The 17,780-nt window shown below is 58.5% G+C and carries 10 protein-coding genes and 1 riboswitch; of the genes, 7 read left to right on the top strand and 3 right to left on the bottom strand.

Annotated elements, in window-relative coordinates:
* The first annotated feature begins 51 nt into the window (after positions 1-51).
* The 3 genes from FYK55_RS02450 (at position 52) to FYK55_RS02440 (ending at position 4,388) form a co-directional block, all read left to right on the top strand.
* Entirely contained in the window at positions 52-1,683 is a 1,632-nt protein-coding gene (locus FYK55_RS02450) for an FMN-binding glutamate synthase family protein (RefSeq protein WP_235908365.1), read from the top strand.
* A 9-nt stretch (positions 1,684-1,692) separates the two neighbouring features.
* Positions 1,693-3,447: a thiamine pyrophosphate-dependent enzyme gene (locus FYK55_RS02445; RefSeq protein ID WP_150074463.1), complete on the top strand. Its 1,755-nt coding sequence runs from the start codon at positions 1,693-1,695 to the stop codon at positions 3,445-3,447.
* Positions 3,448-3,572: 125 nt separating this feature from the next.
* A complete protein-coding gene (locus FYK55_RS02440) occupies positions 3,573-4,388 on the top strand; it encodes a class II glutamine amidotransferase (protein WP_150074461.1) in 816 nt (271 codons plus the stop codon).
* A gap of 297 nt (positions 4,389-4,685) precedes the next feature.
* On the opposite strand, the gene FYK55_RS02435 is transcribed toward FYK55_RS02440, so the two are convergent.
* The 3 genes from FYK55_RS02435 to FYK55_RS02425 all read right to left on the bottom strand — a co-directional run bounded on the left by FYK55_RS02435 (position 4,686) and on the right by FYK55_RS02425 (position 7,201).
* Positions 4,686-6,056: a Gfo/Idh/MocA family protein gene (locus tag FYK55_RS02435; protein WP_150074459.1), complete on the bottom strand. Its 1,371-nt coding sequence runs from the start codon at positions 6,054-6,056 to the stop codon at positions 4,686-4,688.
* A gap of 61 nt (positions 6,057-6,117) precedes the next feature.
* Positions 6,118-6,681: a flavodoxin family protein gene (locus FYK55_RS02430; RefSeq protein WP_150074457.1), complete on the bottom strand. Its 564-nt coding sequence runs from the start codon at positions 6,679-6,681 to the stop codon at positions 6,118-6,120.
* A 70-nt stretch (positions 6,682-6,751) separates the two neighbouring features.
* Complete coding sequence (locus FYK55_RS02425) at positions 6,752-7,201, bottom strand: MarR family winged helix-turn-helix transcriptional regulator (protein ID WP_235908364.1); 450 nt, start codon at positions 7,199-7,201, stop codon at positions 6,752-6,754.
* A gap of 796 nt (positions 7,202-7,997) precedes the next feature.
* Here FYK55_RS02425 and FYK55_RS02420 point away from each other — a divergent pair.
* From FYK55_RS02420 to FYK55_RS02405, 4 genes are all read left to right on the top strand, one after another.
* The gene (locus FYK55_RS02420) at positions 7,998-12,602 is read left to right on the top strand and encodes a PVC-type heme-binding CxxCH protein (protein WP_150074455.1); all 4,605 of its coding nucleotides are present in this window, start codon (positions 7,998-8,000) and stop codon (positions 12,600-12,602) included.
* Between the two features lie 154 nt (positions 12,603-12,756).
* Positions 12,757-15,222: an alpha/beta hydrolase gene (locus FYK55_RS02415; RefSeq protein ID WP_150074453.1), complete on the top strand. Its 2,466-nt coding sequence runs from the start codon at positions 12,757-12,759 to the stop codon at positions 15,220-15,222.
* A gap of 156 nt (positions 15,223-15,378) precedes the next feature.
* Positions 15,379-16,893, top strand: a complete 1,515-nt coding sequence (locus tag FYK55_RS02410) for an endo-1,4-beta-xylanase (RefSeq protein ID WP_235908363.1) — start codon at positions 15,379-15,381, stop codon at positions 16,891-16,893.
* 161 nt (positions 16,894-17,054) lie between these two features.
* A riboswitch (guanidine-III (ykkC-III) riboswitch) is annotated at positions 17,055-17,114 on the top strand.
* Positions 17,115-17,130: 16 nt separating this feature from the next.
* Positions 17,131-17,448: a DMT family transporter gene (locus tag FYK55_RS02405; protein ID WP_150074449.1), complete on the top strand. Its 318-nt coding sequence runs from the start codon at positions 17,131-17,133 to the stop codon at positions 17,446-17,448.
* Positions 17,449-17,780: the final 332 nt, after the last annotated feature.

Raw genomic sequence — 17,780 nt, 5'->3', positions numbered from 1 at the left:
TATCCTGAGGAAGTCGACTCCGTGATCCGATGCCGATAAGGAAGTAAGCCGATGGCCAGTGGCTTGTTACGATACGCTCCGCTCGTCTTGGTGATTGTCGCGACGTTCATTGGCGGCGTGCTGACGATGACGGTTTCACTGCACTGGCTCTGGTTTGCGATTCCGGCATTTTGCCTGGCCGTCCTGGGACTGTACGACCTGTTCCATCCCACCAGCAACCTGTTGCGAATCTACCCCTTGCTCGCCTATGGCCGATTCGCCTCCGAAGAGATCCGTCCTGAGATTCATCAATATTTCGTCGAAGACGACATCAGTGGGACGCCTCTCAGCCGCAACGATCGGCAAATGGTTTACGAGCGGGCGGCGAAGAGCCACGAGGAAAAATCTTTTGGGACCGAATTGGATGTCTACGCGGCCGGATACGAATGGTTGAACCACACGATCGCACCGAAACAGGCGAACAAGGATCAGTTTCGCGTGCGGATCGGCGGAAAGGACTGCCGACACCCGTATGACATGGCCCTGCTGAATGTTTCCTCGATGAGCTTCGGTTCGCTTAGCGCCAATGCGGTGCTGGCGCTCAACGGCGGCGCCAAACTTGGGAATTTTGCACACGCGACCGGCGAAGGCGGTCTGAGCCAATATCACTTGCGGCCCGGAGGTGACCTGGTCTGGGAGATCGGAACAGCCTACTTCGGATGCCGCACCAAAGAAGGCCGGTTTGATCCAGACCTTTTCAAAGAGAAAGCGGCCGAGCCGGCGGTAAAGTGCGTGACGATCAAACTTTCCCAGGGGGCCAAACCGGGACTCGGCGGCGTGATGCCGGCTTCAAAAATGACGGAGGAAATCGCGGATGTCCGCGGCGTCCCCGCCCACCAAAAGTGTGAATCGCCCCCCGGACACTCCGAGTTTGAGACGCCGATCGGTTTGCTAGAATTCGTTCAGAGACTACGAGATCTTTGCGATGCAAAACCTGTCGGGTTCAAGCTGTGCATCGGCCATCGCAGTGAATTCCTGGCGATCTGCAAGGCGATGTTGGAAACGAACATTTTGCCCGACTACATCATCGTCGACGGCGGTGAGGGAGGAACGGGCGCCGCGCCGTTGGAATTTGAAGATCACGTGGGTGTCCCATTGACCGAGGGGCTGCATTTCGTTCATCAGGCATTGGTCGCCTGCGGCTTGCGCGACCAAATCAGGATCGGCTGCAGCGGTAAGGTCACGTCCGCCTTTGAAATGGCCCGTCGAATCATCCAGGGGGCCGACTATTGCAATGCCGCCCGCGCGATGATGCTGGCTCTGGGATGCATCCAAGCCCAACGGTGCGAGACCAACCGCTGTCCGACCGGCATCACGACTCAGGACCCCTCACGCACACGCGGACTGAAGCCGGACGTGAAACAGCACTTGGTTCGCAACTTTCAATACGCGACGGTGATGGAGTTCAATCGGCTGATCGCCTCGATGGGCTTGCTGTCACCCGATCAGCTGCACGCCAGCATGCTGATGCGCCGAGTCGGACCGACCCGGGTGAAATCTTACGAAGATCTTTACTATCAAGCGAAACCAAACGAACTGCTCGACGGCGACGTTGACCCGTTTTGGGGCCGGGACTGGCAGGATGCCCGCAGTGATACCTTTGGCCCGCGTTCGGTACGCGAACGTCATGGCACACCAACCTGAGAATTCCTGATGTCGAAAACCGTCTCGGAACAGCTTCTTGAAATCTTGGTCGAAGCGGGGGTGTCCCAGGTCTTCGGCGTGATCGGCGATGCCCTTAACGCGTTTGCCCAGGCAATTCATCGACACGAAGCGGTGGAATGGATCGGTGTTCGCCACGAAGGCAACGGGAGCTATGCGGCTTTCGCGCAAGCCGAATTGAGCGGTGAATTGGCGGTGTGCGCCGGCACGGTCGGCCCGGGTGCCCTGCACCTGATCAACGGACTCTACAACGCGAAACGAGAACGCTGCCCGGTCATTGCGGTGACCGGGCAAGTTCCGCTGGCTCAAATCGGGACCAATTTTCACCAGGAAGTGGATCTGGAGAAAACCTATGCCGACGTTTGCGCCTACCAGGCAATCATCCGCTCCGCCGAGGAAGCTCCGCGGTTGATTTTGCGTGCGATCAAGATCGCCCTGAGTGAGCGAACCGTTTGCCGGATCGAGCTACCGGCAGACATTGCCGAAGCGCCCGCCGCGGGGGACCAATTCATTCATCCGATCATTCCCTCCCAGGCCCGTCTGGTGCCTTCGGACGACCAGGTCCAAGCGTTTGCAGACTTGGTTTCCGATCATGAAAAGATCACCATCCTGGGTGGAGCGGGGTGTCGCGAGTGCCGCGAGCAGGTTCTCACCCTGGCGAACAAACTGAAGGCACCGATCACACACTCCCTGCGGGCGTGCGACATCTTCGATCACGACTGTCCGCACGTGGCCGGTCTGACGGGGTTGATCGGTAATCCGTCAGGTTATCACGCGGTGATGAATTGCGACCTGCTGATCATGCTGGGAACCGACTTTCCCTACACGCAGTTCCTGCCGCAGGGAACGAAAACCATTCAAGTCGACACGCGGTTCCCCAATATCGGCAATCGCATCGCGGTGAACCTTGGGATCCACGCGGACGTTGGTCAGACGCTGGACAGATTACTGCCGCTGATCAAGCCGCGATCATCCAACCGATTTCACGAGAAGATTTGCGAAAACTTTGCCTCATGGCGTCAGGCGATGGCCGACGCCGGGTCACCCTCTCGCGATCACGAACCGCTGCATCCGCAGATCTTCGCTTCGATGATCGACAAGCACGCATCCGACGACGCCATCTTTGTGGTCGACACCGGCACCGCCACCGTTTGGGCCTCGCGACACATCTCGTTTCACTCCGGTCGCCGCATGATCGGATCCTTCAATCACGGTTCCATGGCCGTGGGATTGCCGGCGGCGCTCGGAGCACAGCTTCGCTACCCCGATCGCGAAGTCTGGGCCGTGGTCGGTGACGGAGCGTTCACCATGGCGATGCAGGATTGGCTGACGGTGGCCAATCGCAAGCTGCCGATCAAGATGCTGGTGTTGCACAACAACAGTTTGGCATTCGTAAAATTGGAAATGGAAGTTGCCGGCATTGTTCCAGAATCGGACGTGCTGGGCGTCGACGTGCCGGATTTGTCTCAGTACTCCCGGTGGTGCGGAGCCGATGGGATACGCGTCCAGCACGCTCGTGACGTCGAAGCGGCGATCGTGCAAGCCAAGAACTCCGATCGCCCGTTTTTGATCGATGCCGTTGTCAGTCAAGGGGAACTGATGATGCCGCCAAGTATCGGGATCGGTCAAGCCACGGGAATGGCCGAGAGCAAAATCAAGCAGACGATGATGGCCCTCAGCGGCGACAAAGAGCAGTGGAACAACGTGAAAGAGGAAATCGCAACGTATTTTGATTCGTCCGACTGACCTGCGACGATCGCCGCAACCGGGTGCTCCCCCATGCTCGAAAATGAGCATGAATCGAAATGGCAAAACCCTTCGGGCCGAAAAACCAGAAGATCCATGCCGCAAAGAAACACGAGTAACCAACCATGTGCCGTTGGCTAGCCTACCTTGGCGACCCGATCCGATTGGACAAACTGCTGTACACCGCTGAAGACGCCTTCGTGGGGCAAAGCCTGCACTCTCGCCAGTCCACCCACCCCGTCAACGGCGACGGCAGCGGCTTGGGCTGGTACAGCTGCGGTCCGCAGCCGGGTCTCTTCCGGACGACGCGTCCCGCGTGGAACAGCGGCAATCTGCGTGATCTTTCCGACCAGTTGGAAAGCCATTTATTCTTTGCCCACGTCCGGGCAACAAGCGGAACCGCCATCCAGGAATCGAATTGTCATCCGTTCCGCTATCGGGATCGGCTGTTTCAACACAACGGTGTCATCCAGGGATACGACAAGCTGAAGAAGCCGATGGACATGGCCGTGCGGGACGATCTCTATCCATTGATGGAGGGGTCCACCGACACGGAGCGTCTGTTCTATCTGGCCCTGACCTTTGGATTACTGGAGGATGTCGGCGGTGGGCTTTCGCGGATGGTGCGTTTTGTCGAAGAAACCGCAAGCAACCTCGGCATCGACAACCCCATCACGATGACGGCTGCGGTCGGCGCACCGAACGGCATTCACGCCGTTCGGTACTCGTCCGACGGGGAATCTCCGACACTGTACCACAGCCATGACCTGCACTCGCTGAGAGTGGCCGACGGTGACGTCGAAACGCTGCCCGACGCTTGCGTCCTCCTGCTCTCCGAACCCCTCGATGACGTTCCCAGTCACTGGCAGGAAGTGCCAGAATCCAGTCTGTTGACCGTGACCACCGACCACGTGGACTCAACCCCGTTCCCGCTTGAATAGCATTCCTGCCGTCGCCGTGGCGAACGGCACGACCTCCAGTCGCGAAGCGACGACAGCCCCCTGCCGTCGGCGTAAGCCGACGGGCACGGCGCCCCAAAACACCACCAGCCGCGAAGCGGCGACAGCAACGCCGTCTCACCGAGCAAAGCGACCCTACTCACCTCGCTGGCGTTCGACCCTGCTGATAAAAGGAGGGTGAAGGGTGGCATTTCGATGCTAAAGTCCGCTCCGTGAACGCTTCATTACCGTTCCTTTTGCGGAGCAAAAGGCGACATTGCAGAATGCCCTGACGCGTTGCTACATGTCGATCTCGTATCCCTTTCGGTTCTCGCGCGACAAGAACGAGTTGGCCTCGGGGTCCCCGACGATTTCACGCTTTTGCGGATCCCAATTCAGTTCGCGTCCCAGTCGGATGGCGATGTTCGCCAAGTGACACGTCTCCAGCATTCGGTTGTGAGTCCACACGTCGGAGATCGGCTGCTGGCGCGACTGCATTGCGGCAATGAAGTTAGCCGTGTGATTCTCGCTGACCGGTCCGCCGTACACCTCTTCAACCGCTCCTTCCGGCAACGGGTTGCTCTCCAAGTCTTCGACCGGTTTGCCCGACAACCTGCCGCGGTTCACAAAGAAACGTCCCTTGGTCCCTTCAAACAAGATCCCGTTGTCACCTTCGCTGGTGATCACCAGCGGGATGTCGCCGGGCATGTTCGCGTGGATCTCGAACTTCGTCGGTGTGTTGTACTGATCGTCGACGGTGGGATAACCGTCCTTGTACTCGACCGGTAGCGAATAGCTTACCGGCGTGATTTTGTTTGGCCCGGTCTCGCCGGCTCCCAGAGCCCAGGTCGCGATGTCCACGTGGTGGGCCCCCCAGTCGTTCATCTGTCCGCCGGAGTACTCGTACCAGTTCCGCCACGCGTAGTGGCAATTGGTGTAGAGCGGAACACCGCCGCCATAACCTTGGCGAATCTCCGGCAAGGCACGATACGACGCCTTGGGTGCTGGCCCCAGCCACATGTCCCAGTCGAGCCCCTCGGGAACATCAATCGCTGGGATGACCGGTGATCCGGTGGCGCCGTTGATCCCGCATGTCACCTTGCGGATGTCACCGATGCGTCCCGCGCGGATCAGCGCGATGGCCTTCAAGAAGCGATGGTCGTTCTCGGTCCGCTGCATCGTTCCGACCTGGAAGACGCGTCCGGTTTGTTTGACGATCTTTTCGATCAGCTTTCCTTCGGCGATCGTCAGCGTCAGCGGTTTCTCACAGTAAACATCCTTCCCCGCCAGCATCGCTTCGACGGAGACCTTGGTGTGCCAATGATCGGGCGTCGCGATCATGACCGCATCGATGTCATCGCGTTCCAGGACTTTGCGGTAGTCATCGTACCCGTCAGCCGCTTTGCCAGTCTTTTCCTTGAGCTTTTCGTTCGTTGCTCCAAGCACATTCGCATCAACGTCGGCGAACGCGGCAAAGTCCGCGAACTTGGTCGACTTGTTGGTGATGGTCCAACCCTGGTTTCGCAGCCCAATGGTGGCGAACACGGGGCGCTCATTCGGCGAATCCGCAGCGAGCGAAAAACGGCTCGATCCGGCAAACACCCCGGCGGCAGCAGCCGCTGAGGTCGTTCGCAGGAAATGACGCCGGTTCAAACGATTTAGGTCGGTCATGAAGAGCCTCTCGGGTAGATGTCACAAAAAGGAAATCGTTGGATTAAGTTTCAAGCTGGGGCTATTTGCCCAAGTCTTTGAATCGTTCATACGTTTGGTTCAGCGGATGCGCGTCTTCACGCCCATGGATCATCGTAGCGGTCCATTCCGACAATCGTCGTCCGAGCCGTCGACAGGCCTCCCGCTCACGTTCCTCGGCGGGCATGCCAGCGGAGATCGCTCCGTAATGGGCAGAGAATTTAACACCTGAATAGTCGGTCAAACCAAAAACAAGAAAGCCATAGTTGATCAGGATCGACATCAACGCCATGCAGGTCCATTCTTGCCCACCTCCCCACGCTCCGGCGGACGAGAAGACGCATCCGATCTTGCCATCCCGCTTCCCCCAGTTTTCGATCGGCTGCTGGTCCCACCACTGTTTCATCTGCCAACTGACACATCCATAGTTTGTCGGAGATCCGAGCGCCATTCCATCGCACCAGTCCAAATCTGAATCATCGGCCTCATCAATACTTCGCAGCCTGACTTCGGTCCGCTCCAGTTGCCTGGCGCCTTCGGCAATCAACTCTGCCATCCGCTGCGTGTTCTTGGTGTTGGAATGATACAGAACAAGGATCTTCGTCATTGTGGGATTCTCGGGGGCGTATGATCCGACCCGGCGTCAGCAAGCATTTTTCGATCGTGGTTTGAATGGATCAAGCGAATGACTTCTCGTAATCAAGCGTGCTCGCAACTCTTCGTAGCAAATGGATCAACGTCGTGGCTTCGTCCGGCGTCATGGCCCCGTACATCTCGTCCCGAATCGGCTGACCGACCTTCCAAAGTTTTCTCAACTTTCGCTTGCCACCCGTCGTCAGGGACACCGTTCTCGCCCGGGAATCGGTGGGGTGGGATCCTCGATGGACCAAGCCGTTCTTTTCCAACAACACTAGCATTGCCCGAACGGTGCTCGGGTCTGACGAAATGCGGTCGGCCAATTCTCGCTGGGTCACGGCTTGCCCCTCGGCCAAGGCCAACAACAGGACAAACTGGTCCGCTGTGACGCCGTGCTCGGCGAACTTCGCATCCGTACTGCGGTGGAGCGCCATGTAAGCGGCTCGCAACGCCAACGGCAATTGTCGTTCTTGATCCGTTGGTGCTTTCATCGACTCGTTCATTCAGTTTGCACGGAATTCCTGTTGGACGCTCCACCGCGTCCGCCGCGGTCGGCGGTTGGAACACCTCGGGAAAGGCGGGATGCAGCACGAAGCCGTGCGTCCCCGATGGAATGCCATCTCCGATGACTCCAAGTCGAGCTGCGCTGCGGCCGGTTCCTGGTCTCCCGACAGTGCGGTCAGACGACTGACGTGAAATTCCTCAATCGCCCACCAGTGTACCTGGGTGGGAACGAAACACGCACCCCCGAGTCAGCGAGTTTTCATCCGCTCTCTCGACCATGCCACGCGATTCACGTGGATCGACGCCCCCGATCCCGGCGGTCCGCCGACCGGCGGTTCGGCCGAAAATCCACTCAGCGGCTCAACGGAGACGACCCTGCCATTAACGCGAACTGATCGGAACGGAAATCGACGTCGCAGCCGCGATTGACCCGTTCGGGACGCGACGGGCACGACGTTCGCCGTCGCGTGGTCACCGTCTTGCGGATAATTTTCCGGAACTTCCAGACTCCTGTCCGGTTTATGCGTGTACGCATGAGTCTGGTTTAGGCCGGACCACGGTGCCCATGTAAAATACCTCTGCACGGTTGCGCAATTCCTCCATGGATTGGCCGCACGAACGAGCTATAACCAGCGTTGAGTCGGTCGCCGACTCCATCGATTGCTGCACTTTCCTCGGAACGCTCGGATTCCCGGTCTGCCTTTACGGCGGGCCCCGGACGTTTCGACCGATGCACCGGCAGCGACCAAGAACGACAAACCAACCGCTCCACCGGAATCCCACATGAAGGCTCTGCTGAAACCGCTCCTGGCGACCACCGTTGCCATCGCTTCGCTTCTCATTGGCCGCGCCGCGCCGGCCGAGGAATCGCAGGTCTCGGTATTGATGCTCGGCGACTCCGGCTTTCACAAGCCGTCCGAGTTTTTTCGGCACGTGGCCCCGCCGTTTCGCGAACAGGGAATCGACCTTCGCTACACCGAAAACCTGGACGACCTGAACCGCGAAAACCTTTCCAAGTATGACGGACTGCTGATCTTCGCAAACGTCGAGCGGATCACTCCGCAGGCAGAATCCGCGTTGCTCGATTTCGTCCACGAGGGTGGAGGGCTGATTCCCGTTCATTGCGCATCGTTCTGCTTTCTGAACTCTGACAAGTACATCGAACTGGTCGGTGGGCAGTTCCAAAGTCACGGATTCACCCGCTTCCAGACAAAGATTGTTGCCCCGGATCACCCGATCATGCAGGGGCTGAAGCCGGTCGACTCCATGGACGAGAGCTATCGCCACAGCCGGCTCAACCCCGACAAGACCGTGCTGGAGACTCGCAGCGACGACTCCGGTCCGGTCAGCAATCCGGATGGCGAGCCCTACACGTGGGTGCGAACCAGTGGCGAAGGACGCGTGTTTTACACGGCCTGGGGACACGATCATCGCACCTGGTCGAACATCGACTTCCAGCGTTTACTGGCACGCGGCGTCCTCTGGGCTTGTGGCCAAACGCTGACCGCGGCTTCCGCGGACGGCGAATCAAGCGATCCGATGGCACAGGCGGTGACGGCGGCGAACCGGCCGTTTTCTGCTCCTGAAATGCAGTCGCCATCCGTTGACGACGATGAATTCTCAGCAAGCGATGTCGGCGCCAAGATCCCGAACTATACGCCGGGAGCGCAGTGGGGAACGCAAGCGGAGCCGTTCTCGATGATGCAAGATCCGCTGCAAGCAGAACAGTCGATCAAAGCCTACGCGACACCGAAGGGAATGCGGCTTTCGATTTGGGCGAAAGAGTCCGGTGACAATTGGCCCGAAGAATCCACGGCCAATGCTGAGACCGCCGGCTTGAAGGGAAAACCGATTGCAATGAACTGGGACGAGAACGGCCGTCTCTGGATTTGCGAAACGGTCGACTATCCGAATGAGCTGCAAGAACAGTCGGCCGTCGGACGCGACCGGATTAAGATCTGCGAAGACACCGACAACGACGGCCAGGCAGACAAGTTCACGGTCTTTGCGGAGAACCTGAGCATTCCGTCTGCCGTTGTTTGCTACCGCGGTGGTGTGATCGTTCAGGACGGCCAAACGACGGTCTATCTAAAGGACATCGATGGGGACGGCCGAGCCGATTTTCGTCAATCGCTGATCACCGGATGGGCGATGGGCGATACGCACGGGGGCGTCAGCAACTTCCAATACGGCCCGGACAATTGGATCTGGGGAATGCAGGGCTACAACAACTCACAGCCCGTCATCAATGGTGAAGCTCAAATGCGGTTTCGCCAGGGATTCTGGCGATTCAAAGTGCGAATGGGAGCATCGGATAACACCGCGCCGGCCTTCGCGATCGACTCGCAATCCGGCAAGGTCGCAGACACTTCGTCGGACCAATTCGACAATCACACGATCCGCGTCGATGCCCTTGAATTCATGCGCGGCACCAACAACAACACCTGGGGACTCGGTTTCAGCGAAGAGGGCTACGTCTTTGGTTCAACCGCCAACGGTTGTCCAAGCGTTCATCTGCCGATCCCCAATCGCTACTACGACCAAGTATCCGGCTGGTCGCCCGAGACGCTCGGACCGATTTCGGAATCTTTCAAATTCAATCCGATCGACGATCGCATTCGACAGGTCGACTATCACGGCGGCTACACCGCGGCGTGCGGGTCCGGAATCTACACGGCCCGAAACTATCCGCAGACGTGGTGGAACCGAATTCAAATGGTTTGCGGTCCCACCGGACACCTCGTCGGTTCCTTCGTTCTGGAGAAAGATGGAGCCGGCTATCGCAGCCGAAACGCGTTCAACACCGTTGCCAGTATCGACGATTGGTCCGCACCCATCATGTCGGAGGTGGGCCCTGACGGAAACGTTTGGTTACTCGACTGGTACAATTACATCGTCCAACACAATCCCACACCCAACGGATTCCAGACCGGCAAGGGCGCCGCGTATGAGAGTGACCTGAGAGACAAGCGATTCGCCCGCGTTTATCGGCTGGTCATGGAAGATTCTGCCGACCGATCTCCGTCGCGAACGTTGCGGCTAGCCGACGCCAGTCCGGCGAAACTGGTCAAAGCGCTCGAGAGCGACAATTTCTTTTGGCGACGCGCCGCCCAGCGACTTTTGATCGAACGCGAGGCGACCGACCCGTCCACGTTGCAAGCGTTGGTCGCCCTGGTCAACGGCGAAAAGGTCGACTCGATCGGTTTGAATCCGGCCGCCATGCATGCCATCTGGACGCTGGCCGGATTGGCCGATTCCGGAAGCGAGGCTGCAAACGAGGCACTCGCACAAGCCTGTGCGTCGGGTTTCCAACACGTCTCCAGCCCCGTGCGTCACGCGGCCGTGGGCTATTGCGACAACGCGCAACTTTCTAAATCGATCGAATTGGGACTGCAAAACGATGTCGATCCAAAAGTACGTCTGACATTGCTGTTGCGGATCGCCGATGGCGACGCAAAAGATGCGATCGACGGAAAGGAACTCGCGGCGTTGGTTCCCTCCCTGCAAAACGACACGATCTTGCTTGATGCCTGGACGTCCGCGGCGTCAACGGATCCGGCCTCCGCAATCGTGGCGATGAGCGAACTGGACCAAGATTCTCTGGCCGCGATCAATGAACGGGTCGCCGTGCTGGCAGAACACCTTGCACGAAATCAGCCCACGGCCGACCAGATTGGCCAACTACTTCAAATCGCGCCGGACTCGCCGGTGGCGGTGACGGTCTGGGAAGGGCTGGCGAAGGGTTGGCCCCGGGACCTGACGATCAAGCTTTCGGATGAATCGCAGCAACGCGTCCGCGACCGTTTCTTGGCCGACCAAGCCCCCATCGAGGGCAAAGCCGCGATCTTGGCAGTTGCCGACAAATGGTCCGTCGAGAATCTGAGCGATATCGTTGTAGAGATTCAGGACCAACTGCTGACGAAGGCAATGGATTTGGACGCCGAACCGGAAGAGCGGCTTGCGGCCTGGGACCAGTCGATCCGGCTGGCCCCCGCGAGCCCCAGGATCCTGGAAGCGGTGGAAGAGTTTTTCACGCCTCAGCTTTCCCCGGAAACCGGAATTCAAGCGGTAAACGCGCTGCAAGTCGCCCGCGTGGAGGGACTGTCACAAACCCTTTTGCAGCTCAGGACGACGCTGGGCCCCAAGCTGGGAAGCCAGATCCTGACGTTGCTGCTCTCGCGAGCGGAAAGCACGGAAGATTTGCTGGACGCCATTTCCGAAGGGAAAGTTCAATTCAACGACCTGCAATTGGATCAACGCCAGGCTTTGCTGAACCATCCCACGGCATCCATCGCCGACCGCGCGCAAAAACTGATGGAAACGCGGGGAGCCATGGTGACCTCCAACCGACAGGCTCTGGTCGATGAGTGGATGCCGGTCACGGCGCAGGACGGCGACGTCACGAACGGTTTGGCCATGTTCAAGAAGCACTGTGCCGCCTGTCACATTCACGGTGAAACCGGAAACGAAATCGGCCCCAACTTGACGGGCATGTCCGTGCACCCCAAGGAAGAAATCCTGATCAATGTGCTTGATCCGTCACGCAGCGTTGAGAACAACTTCCGCACGTATCAAATCCTGACCATCGATGGAAACGTGCTGGCGGGGATGTTGGCGGGCGAGTCCGCAAATTCACTGCGGATCATCGACACGCAGGGCAAGGAAAAGCTGGTCCTTCGAGAAGACATTGAACGGCTGACGTCATCGCCCAAATCTCTGATGCCCGAGGGTTTCGAGAGCTTGATGAACAAGGGCGAAATGGCTGATCTTCTTTCGTTCTTGGCCAAGCGTGGCAAGTACGCTCCGCTTAGCATTTCCAGCGTTGCGACCATCAACAGCAGTAAGGGACTCCCGGGCTTTCGTGGTCGCCCCGGCGACAAATTCGAACTGGATTCCTACGGACGTGTGGAAATCCAGAAGGTGCCTTTCGAACTGATCGATCCTCAGGGGGATCGGATTGCCAACATCATCGGTCTGCAGCAACGTTCATCGCGAAGACCGAGCACACTTCCGGAATCGGTCCGTATCGACTGCGCCGGAAAGGTTGACACGATCCATTTGCTGGGAGGAGTCGCGTGGGCCGCCTATCCGCGTTTCAAGAACGAGTCGACCAGCATGATCGTTCGCAGACACTACACCGACGGGTCGAGTAGTGATTTTGAACTGATCAACGGTCAGCACATCGTCACGTACGAAGCCGGTGAGGACGTGGAAGAATCGACCAAGGCGATTGAGGCGAACGGCAAGCAGATTCGTTATTTGAAGATCCCCGCGGATGCCAGCAAGGAACTCAAGCAGATTGAATTCTTGAAAGGCGACGACTTTTCGATCCCGCTCGTTTTCGCCGTCACGATTGAATTTTCGGGCGACGACCACCCGACGCAGTGACACCGCCCTCGGCGGTCGCCGGGGGACGACGATCGCTAACCCGACTCGGCTTCCTTGGGTGTTGCGCCCCGCCGCCAGCCAATCGACCGCTTGTTCACTCAACCAGCAACCGCTCCGGTTTTCTTCTCCCCCGTCATCCTCGAGACCGATTCCCATGAAAGAACGCCTTGTCGTGCTTGCGTTATGCCTCGTGCAGATTGCGTGCGTCTCAGCCCAAGAAGCATCGCCGGAACAGCCACAGCGTGGTCGGCCTCGCGGCGGCTTCGGCGGTCCAATCGAACTTGGCCCAAACGACATACAAACCTACCCGGATCCGCCGGAAAACATCGTTGAAGAACGCGACGGCATCCCGCACGGCAAGCTGGAGATGATCGACTACGAGTCGAAAACCGTCGGCACGACTCGAAAGATGAACGTCTACACCCCGCCAGGTTACTCGCCCGACAAGGAGTATCCGGTTCTCTACCTGCTGCACGGGATCGGTGGTGACGAAACCGAATGGCAGCGTTTCGCTTCTCCCAACGTCATGCTGGACAACCTGATCGCAGATGACAAGGCGGTCCCAATGATCGTGGTCATGCCCAACGGCCGGGCCCAGAAGAATGACCGGGCGGAGGGCAATGTGTTCGAGTCTGCACCCGCATTCGCGGCATTCGAACAGGACTTGTTTGAAGATGTGATCCCCGCGATCGAATCTCGCTACTCGGTGCGGGAGGATCGAAAACACCGAGCCCTTGCGGGGCTCTCGATGGGAGGCGGTCAGTCACTGAATTTTGGCCTGTCGCATCTGGACAAGTTTGCCTGGATCGGCGGGTTCTCTTCGGCCCCCAACACGAAAGCCCCCGAGGAATTGGTCCCAAATCCCGCGGAAACCAAACAACAGCTTGACCTGCTCTGGTTGTCCTGCGGAAACCAGGACGGCTTGATTCGAGTCAGCCAAAGGTTGCAACGCTATCTGAAAGAAAATGAGGTGCCACACGTCTGGAACGTCGATTCACACGGGCATGATCCAACTCACTGGCGAAACAATCTGTACCATTTCGTCCAGTTGCTGTTCCAGGAGCCATCAGACGAATCGTCGGATGCCAAAGAAACTTCGGTCGAACCTAGCGAGGCGTCAGAAAAGACCGCCGACGAGGCATCGTCGAACACTCCCGAAGGCATCACGGAAGACTTCCAACCAGCCCCGACCAACCAGCCGGGCAGGGACTATCCACAAGTCAATTCGCAGGGCCGCATCAAGTTCAAAGTGGTCGCGCCGGAAGCGAACAGCGTTAGCACGACTTTTCGGGATAGCACGGAATTCGTCAAAGACGACGACGGCGCTTGGATCGGTTATTCGCGGCCACTGGACGAAGGCTTCCACTACTACGAATTGGTCATCGATGGCGCGCATGTACCAGACCCCAATAGCAAGTATTACTTTGGTGCGATGCGGTGGGGAAGCGGCATTGAGATCCCCGCGCAAGACCGCGAATTCTACGCCCTCAAGCAGGTGCCGCACGGTCAGGTCCGCGAGATCTTCTTCCATTCCGACAGCACGGATACCGAACGTCGCGCCTTCGTCTACACTCCGCCGGGTTATGACAGCGACCAGAGCAAACGCTACCCGGTTCTGTACCTGCAACACGGCTGGGGCGAAAACGAATACGGCTGGAGCGTTCAGGGACACGCCGGGCTGATCATGGATAACTTGATCGCGAAGGGACAAATCGAACCATTCCTGATCGTGATGACTTACGGGATGACCAATGAAGTGCGTTTCGGAGGTCTGCGCAATTTCGATATCAGTGATTTCGAAACGGTGCTCGTCGATGAACTGATTCCCTACGTCGACACAAACTTCCGCACGCTGGACGATCAGCCCAACCGGGCGATGGCCGGCCTGTCGATGGGCAGCATGGAAACGAAGTTGATCACGCTTCGAAACCTCGACAAGTTTTCACATATCGGGCTCTTCAGTGGCGCCACGATCGGCAAAGAAGACGTCGAAGAGACGGAGGACTTTGCAAACAAGGTGAAACTTGTTTTTGTCAGCTACGGCAGCAAGGAGGTCGACGGTGGACGCACCCGTCGCGGTGGTGACCCCGCAGCGACCGTCGAGCAGTTGAAGGAGCTTGGCATCAATGCCCACTACTACCTCAGTCCCGAGACGGCTCACGAATGGCAGACGTGGCGGCGCAGCCTGAAGGAATTCGCGCCGATGCTGTTCCGATCCGAGGACGAGCTCTCGGGAACTTGGAACGTCGATTTCGAGACGCGCATCGGCTTGCAGCGATACGCAATCAGTTTCAAACGACAGGCCGGTACGCTTTCGGCAACGGCAAAAGCAGAAGTCAATGGTCGCTCCAGAGACGTGGAGTTTCAGGAGGTCCAGTCCGATGGCGAAACCGTCTCGTTCGTGGAGAACTTGACATTCGGTGACAACCAGATCCGCATCGAGTACGAAGGCCATGTCGCTGGTGATACGATGCAGGTGTCCCGGAAGGTTGGCCAATTCGCCACCGAGCAAGGCAAGGCGACACGTGTGTCCTCCGTCGGCGAACCGAACGAGGGGAATGCAAAGGCAACCTCTGAGACCCGTTCGGATGCGCGGCAACAGGCCGCGGCCGAGGGGTGAGACGGTCGCCCCGAATCCGGTCACGATTGATGACGATGTGCGACCGTGAGGAACTGAACGACTAGGTTCTCTGGCAACAACGCACACCTTCCTTGACGCTGCTGACACGCCCCTGACGGGCGCCCTCCCCCATCCTCCGGAGATCCTCGAATGTTGATGAGAACCCTCGCATGGATGCAATGCTGCTTGCTCTGCGTGACCGTCGCCATGGCGCAGGATCGGTCCGCGAGCGATCCTCAAGAATCCCCCGAAAAGCTCGCGGGGACCTGGCATTGCCAGTTTGAGACTCCATTCGGCGTGCAAACCTACCATCTGCACTTCACGGAAGATGACCGGGGCGGCACGACGGCAAACGCGGAAGTGGAATCGGGCGACCAAACGCGGGAGGTCCAGTTCTCCGACGTCAAGCGGCGGGGCGATTCGATTTCGTTCGCCGAAGTGCGTCAGTTTGGAGAGCGCGAGTTCCGCATCGACTACCAGGCGGAACTGCAAGGAAGGGATTTGTTGGTGAGCCGTTCCTTCGGTGAACGAGGCGGTCAGGAATCCACGGCCACCCGCGAGCCACCCAAGCCGGTGCCGGCGGCCTCCACCGAACCGGTGGTCGAAGTCGAAATCGATCGTCTGATCAAGGATGCTTTCAAGGACTCTTTTCTGATCGGCATGGCCGGCGATTTGCCAACACGTTACTCCGACGCGGAATTGAAACTGGCAGCCGAACACTTCGGCTCGATCACGCCCGAGAATTGCATGAAGCCGGAGCGAATTCATCCGGCGGAGAACCGGTGGCAGTTTGAGCAGTCCGACGCGTTGGTGAATTGGGCCCGGAAGAATGGCATGACTGTTCACGGTCACACCCTGGTCTGGCACGCGCAGACTCCGAATTGGTTCTTCGAAGGAGACGACAGCGAAACGATCAAACAGCGGATGAAGAACCACATCGAAACGCTGGTCGGACACTACAAGGGCCAAGTGCAGAGCTGGGACGTCGTCAATGAGGCGATCAGCGACGGCGGCGACGCCAAGACCGCAGAGACAGAGCATTTGCGGGATTCAAACTGGTTGCGGGCACTCGGCCCCGATTTTCTCACCTTGGCGTTCAAGTACGCCCGCCAGGCAGACCCCGACGCCGTCCTGTATTACAACGATTACAACATCGAATCGGGACCGAAACACGCAAGCTCCCTGGTGCTCTTGAAGAGGCTTCTCGATCAGGGGGCTCCCATCGACGCGGTGGGCATCCAGGGTCACTGGAGAAGCGGCCGCGTTCCCTTTGACGACATCGAGAAAGCGATCACCGATTATGCGTCATTGGGTTTGAAGGTAAGCATCACCGAACTTGACGTCACCATCCGGGGTGAGTCGGGCGGCCAGTTCGGAAGGCGACGTTTTCGGAGCAGTGCCCCGCCCTCGCTGGAAGACCTGAATGCTCAAGCCGAAGACTACGCCAAGCTGTTTGCGATTTTCGAAAAGCACCAGAACGTGATCGAACGCGTCAGCTTTTGGGGGCTGAATGATCGCCGAACCTGGCGAAGGGGTCAGCACCCGCTGCTCTTCGACGCCAACAACCACCCCAAGCCAGCCTACGCAGCTATCGTCCGTGAATCCGGACCGAGTGGTGGCGACGAAGCGTCCGTTCCGTCCGGGCAAATCGAGGTGGAAGACGGCGAGTGACGACAAGGCTTGCCACTTCCAGGTATTCGGGTTTGACAAGACAGCGACCGCGGCTTCGACATCACGCCCCGGGGGTCATTTTGATGCCACGCGTGACAGGTTTCGCCGAAGTTCAAGTAGGCCTTGCCCGGGTGCCAGTTGCGGATAAGATTGGTTCATCGTAACTGCCACTCTGGCCCGGACGATGTGCGACGTACCCGGTTAAGACAAGACGACGCGTTCTACAGGAGCGTCGTCATGCCGTGGATTCTTCTTGTCATCGCAGGTCTTTTGGAAACGGGCTGGGCCATCGGTCTGAAATACACCGAAGGCTTCACGAAGCCTGTGCCCAGCGTTCTCACCATTGCCGGGATTGTCGCGAGCATGTACCTGCTCGCGCTGGCCGCGCGAACGCTTCCGATCGGCACGGCCTATGCCGTTTGGGTCGGCATCGGGACCTTCGGAGCAATGGTGTTGGGAATGTTATTCCTCGACGAGCCGGTGAACGCGGGTCGAATCTTTTTCTTGATCCTGCTGATGGTCGCCATCATCGGCTTGAAGCTTACGGCTCACTAACCGGACAGCGCCCCTTTTAATCAAAAACACCGTGATTTGCAGTGCAATGAGCGGCAAGGCGCTAGCCGCCGGTTGAGGCGAGAAAACCCGCGGCTAGCGCCACGCGGCTCACCCAAATTGGCTTGCGGTGTCCGTCGGCTTACGCCAACGGCAGCGGGCTGCCGAAGCTTCGCGACGGGAGGTTGAACGCGGGCTGGGTCTACGTCCCGAATCCAGTGCCGACGACGAATTGTCGTTAGAATGCAGGAAGTCTGTGCCCCGGAAATGTAAACCAGCATTAACGCGGTCTCCGATCTCCCAGGCAGCAAAAACGTTTGAAGGTGCTTCCGTTG

The organism is Roseiconus nitratireducens (assembly GCF_008629675.1).
Lineage (GTDB): Bacteria > Planctomycetota > Planctomycetia > Pirellulales > Pirellulaceae > Stieleria > Stieleria nitratireducens.
This window is presented reverse-complemented; position numbering and strand designations above follow the sequence as displayed.

What these genes read in the sequence shown, in the direction of transcription:
- FYK55_RS02450 (WP_235908365.1), top strand. Translation starts at nt 52, where the DNA reads ATGGCCAGTGGCTTGTTACGATACGCTCCGCTCGTCTTGGTGATTGTC.
- FYK55_RS02445 (WP_150074463.1), top strand. Translation starts at nt 1,693, where the DNA reads ATGTCGAAAACCGTCTCGGAACAGCTTCTTGAAATCTTGGTCGAAGCG.
- FYK55_RS02440 (WP_150074461.1), top strand. Translation starts at nt 3,573, where the DNA reads ATGTGCCGTTGGCTAGCCTACCTTGGCGACCCGATCCGATTGGACAAA.
- FYK55_RS02435 (WP_150074459.1), bottom strand. Translation starts at nt 6,056, where the DNA reads ATGACCGACCTAAATCGTTTGAACCGGCGTCATTTCCTGCGAACGACC.
- FYK55_RS02430 (WP_150074457.1), bottom strand. Translation starts at nt 6,681, where the DNA reads ATGACGAAGATCCTTGTTCTGTATCATTCCAACACCAAGAACACGCAG.
- FYK55_RS02425 (WP_235908364.1), bottom strand. Translation starts at nt 7,201, where the DNA reads ATGAAAGCACCAACGGATCAAGAACGACAATTGCCGTTGGCGTTGCGA.
- FYK55_RS02420 (WP_150074455.1), top strand. Translation starts at nt 7,998, where the DNA reads ATGAAGGCTCTGCTGAAACCGCTCCTGGCGACCACCGTTGCCATCGCT.
- FYK55_RS02415 (WP_150074453.1), top strand. Translation starts at nt 12,757, where the DNA reads ATGAAAGAACGCCTTGTCGTGCTTGCGTTATGCCTCGTGCAGATTGCG.
- FYK55_RS02410 (WP_235908363.1), top strand. Translation starts at nt 15,379, where the DNA reads ATGAGAACCCTCGCATGGATGCAATGCTGCTTGCTCTGCGTGACCGTC.
- FYK55_RS02405 (WP_150074449.1), top strand. Translation starts at nt 17,131, where the DNA reads ATGCCGTGGATTCTTCTTGTCATCGCAGGTCTTTTGGAAACGGGCTGG.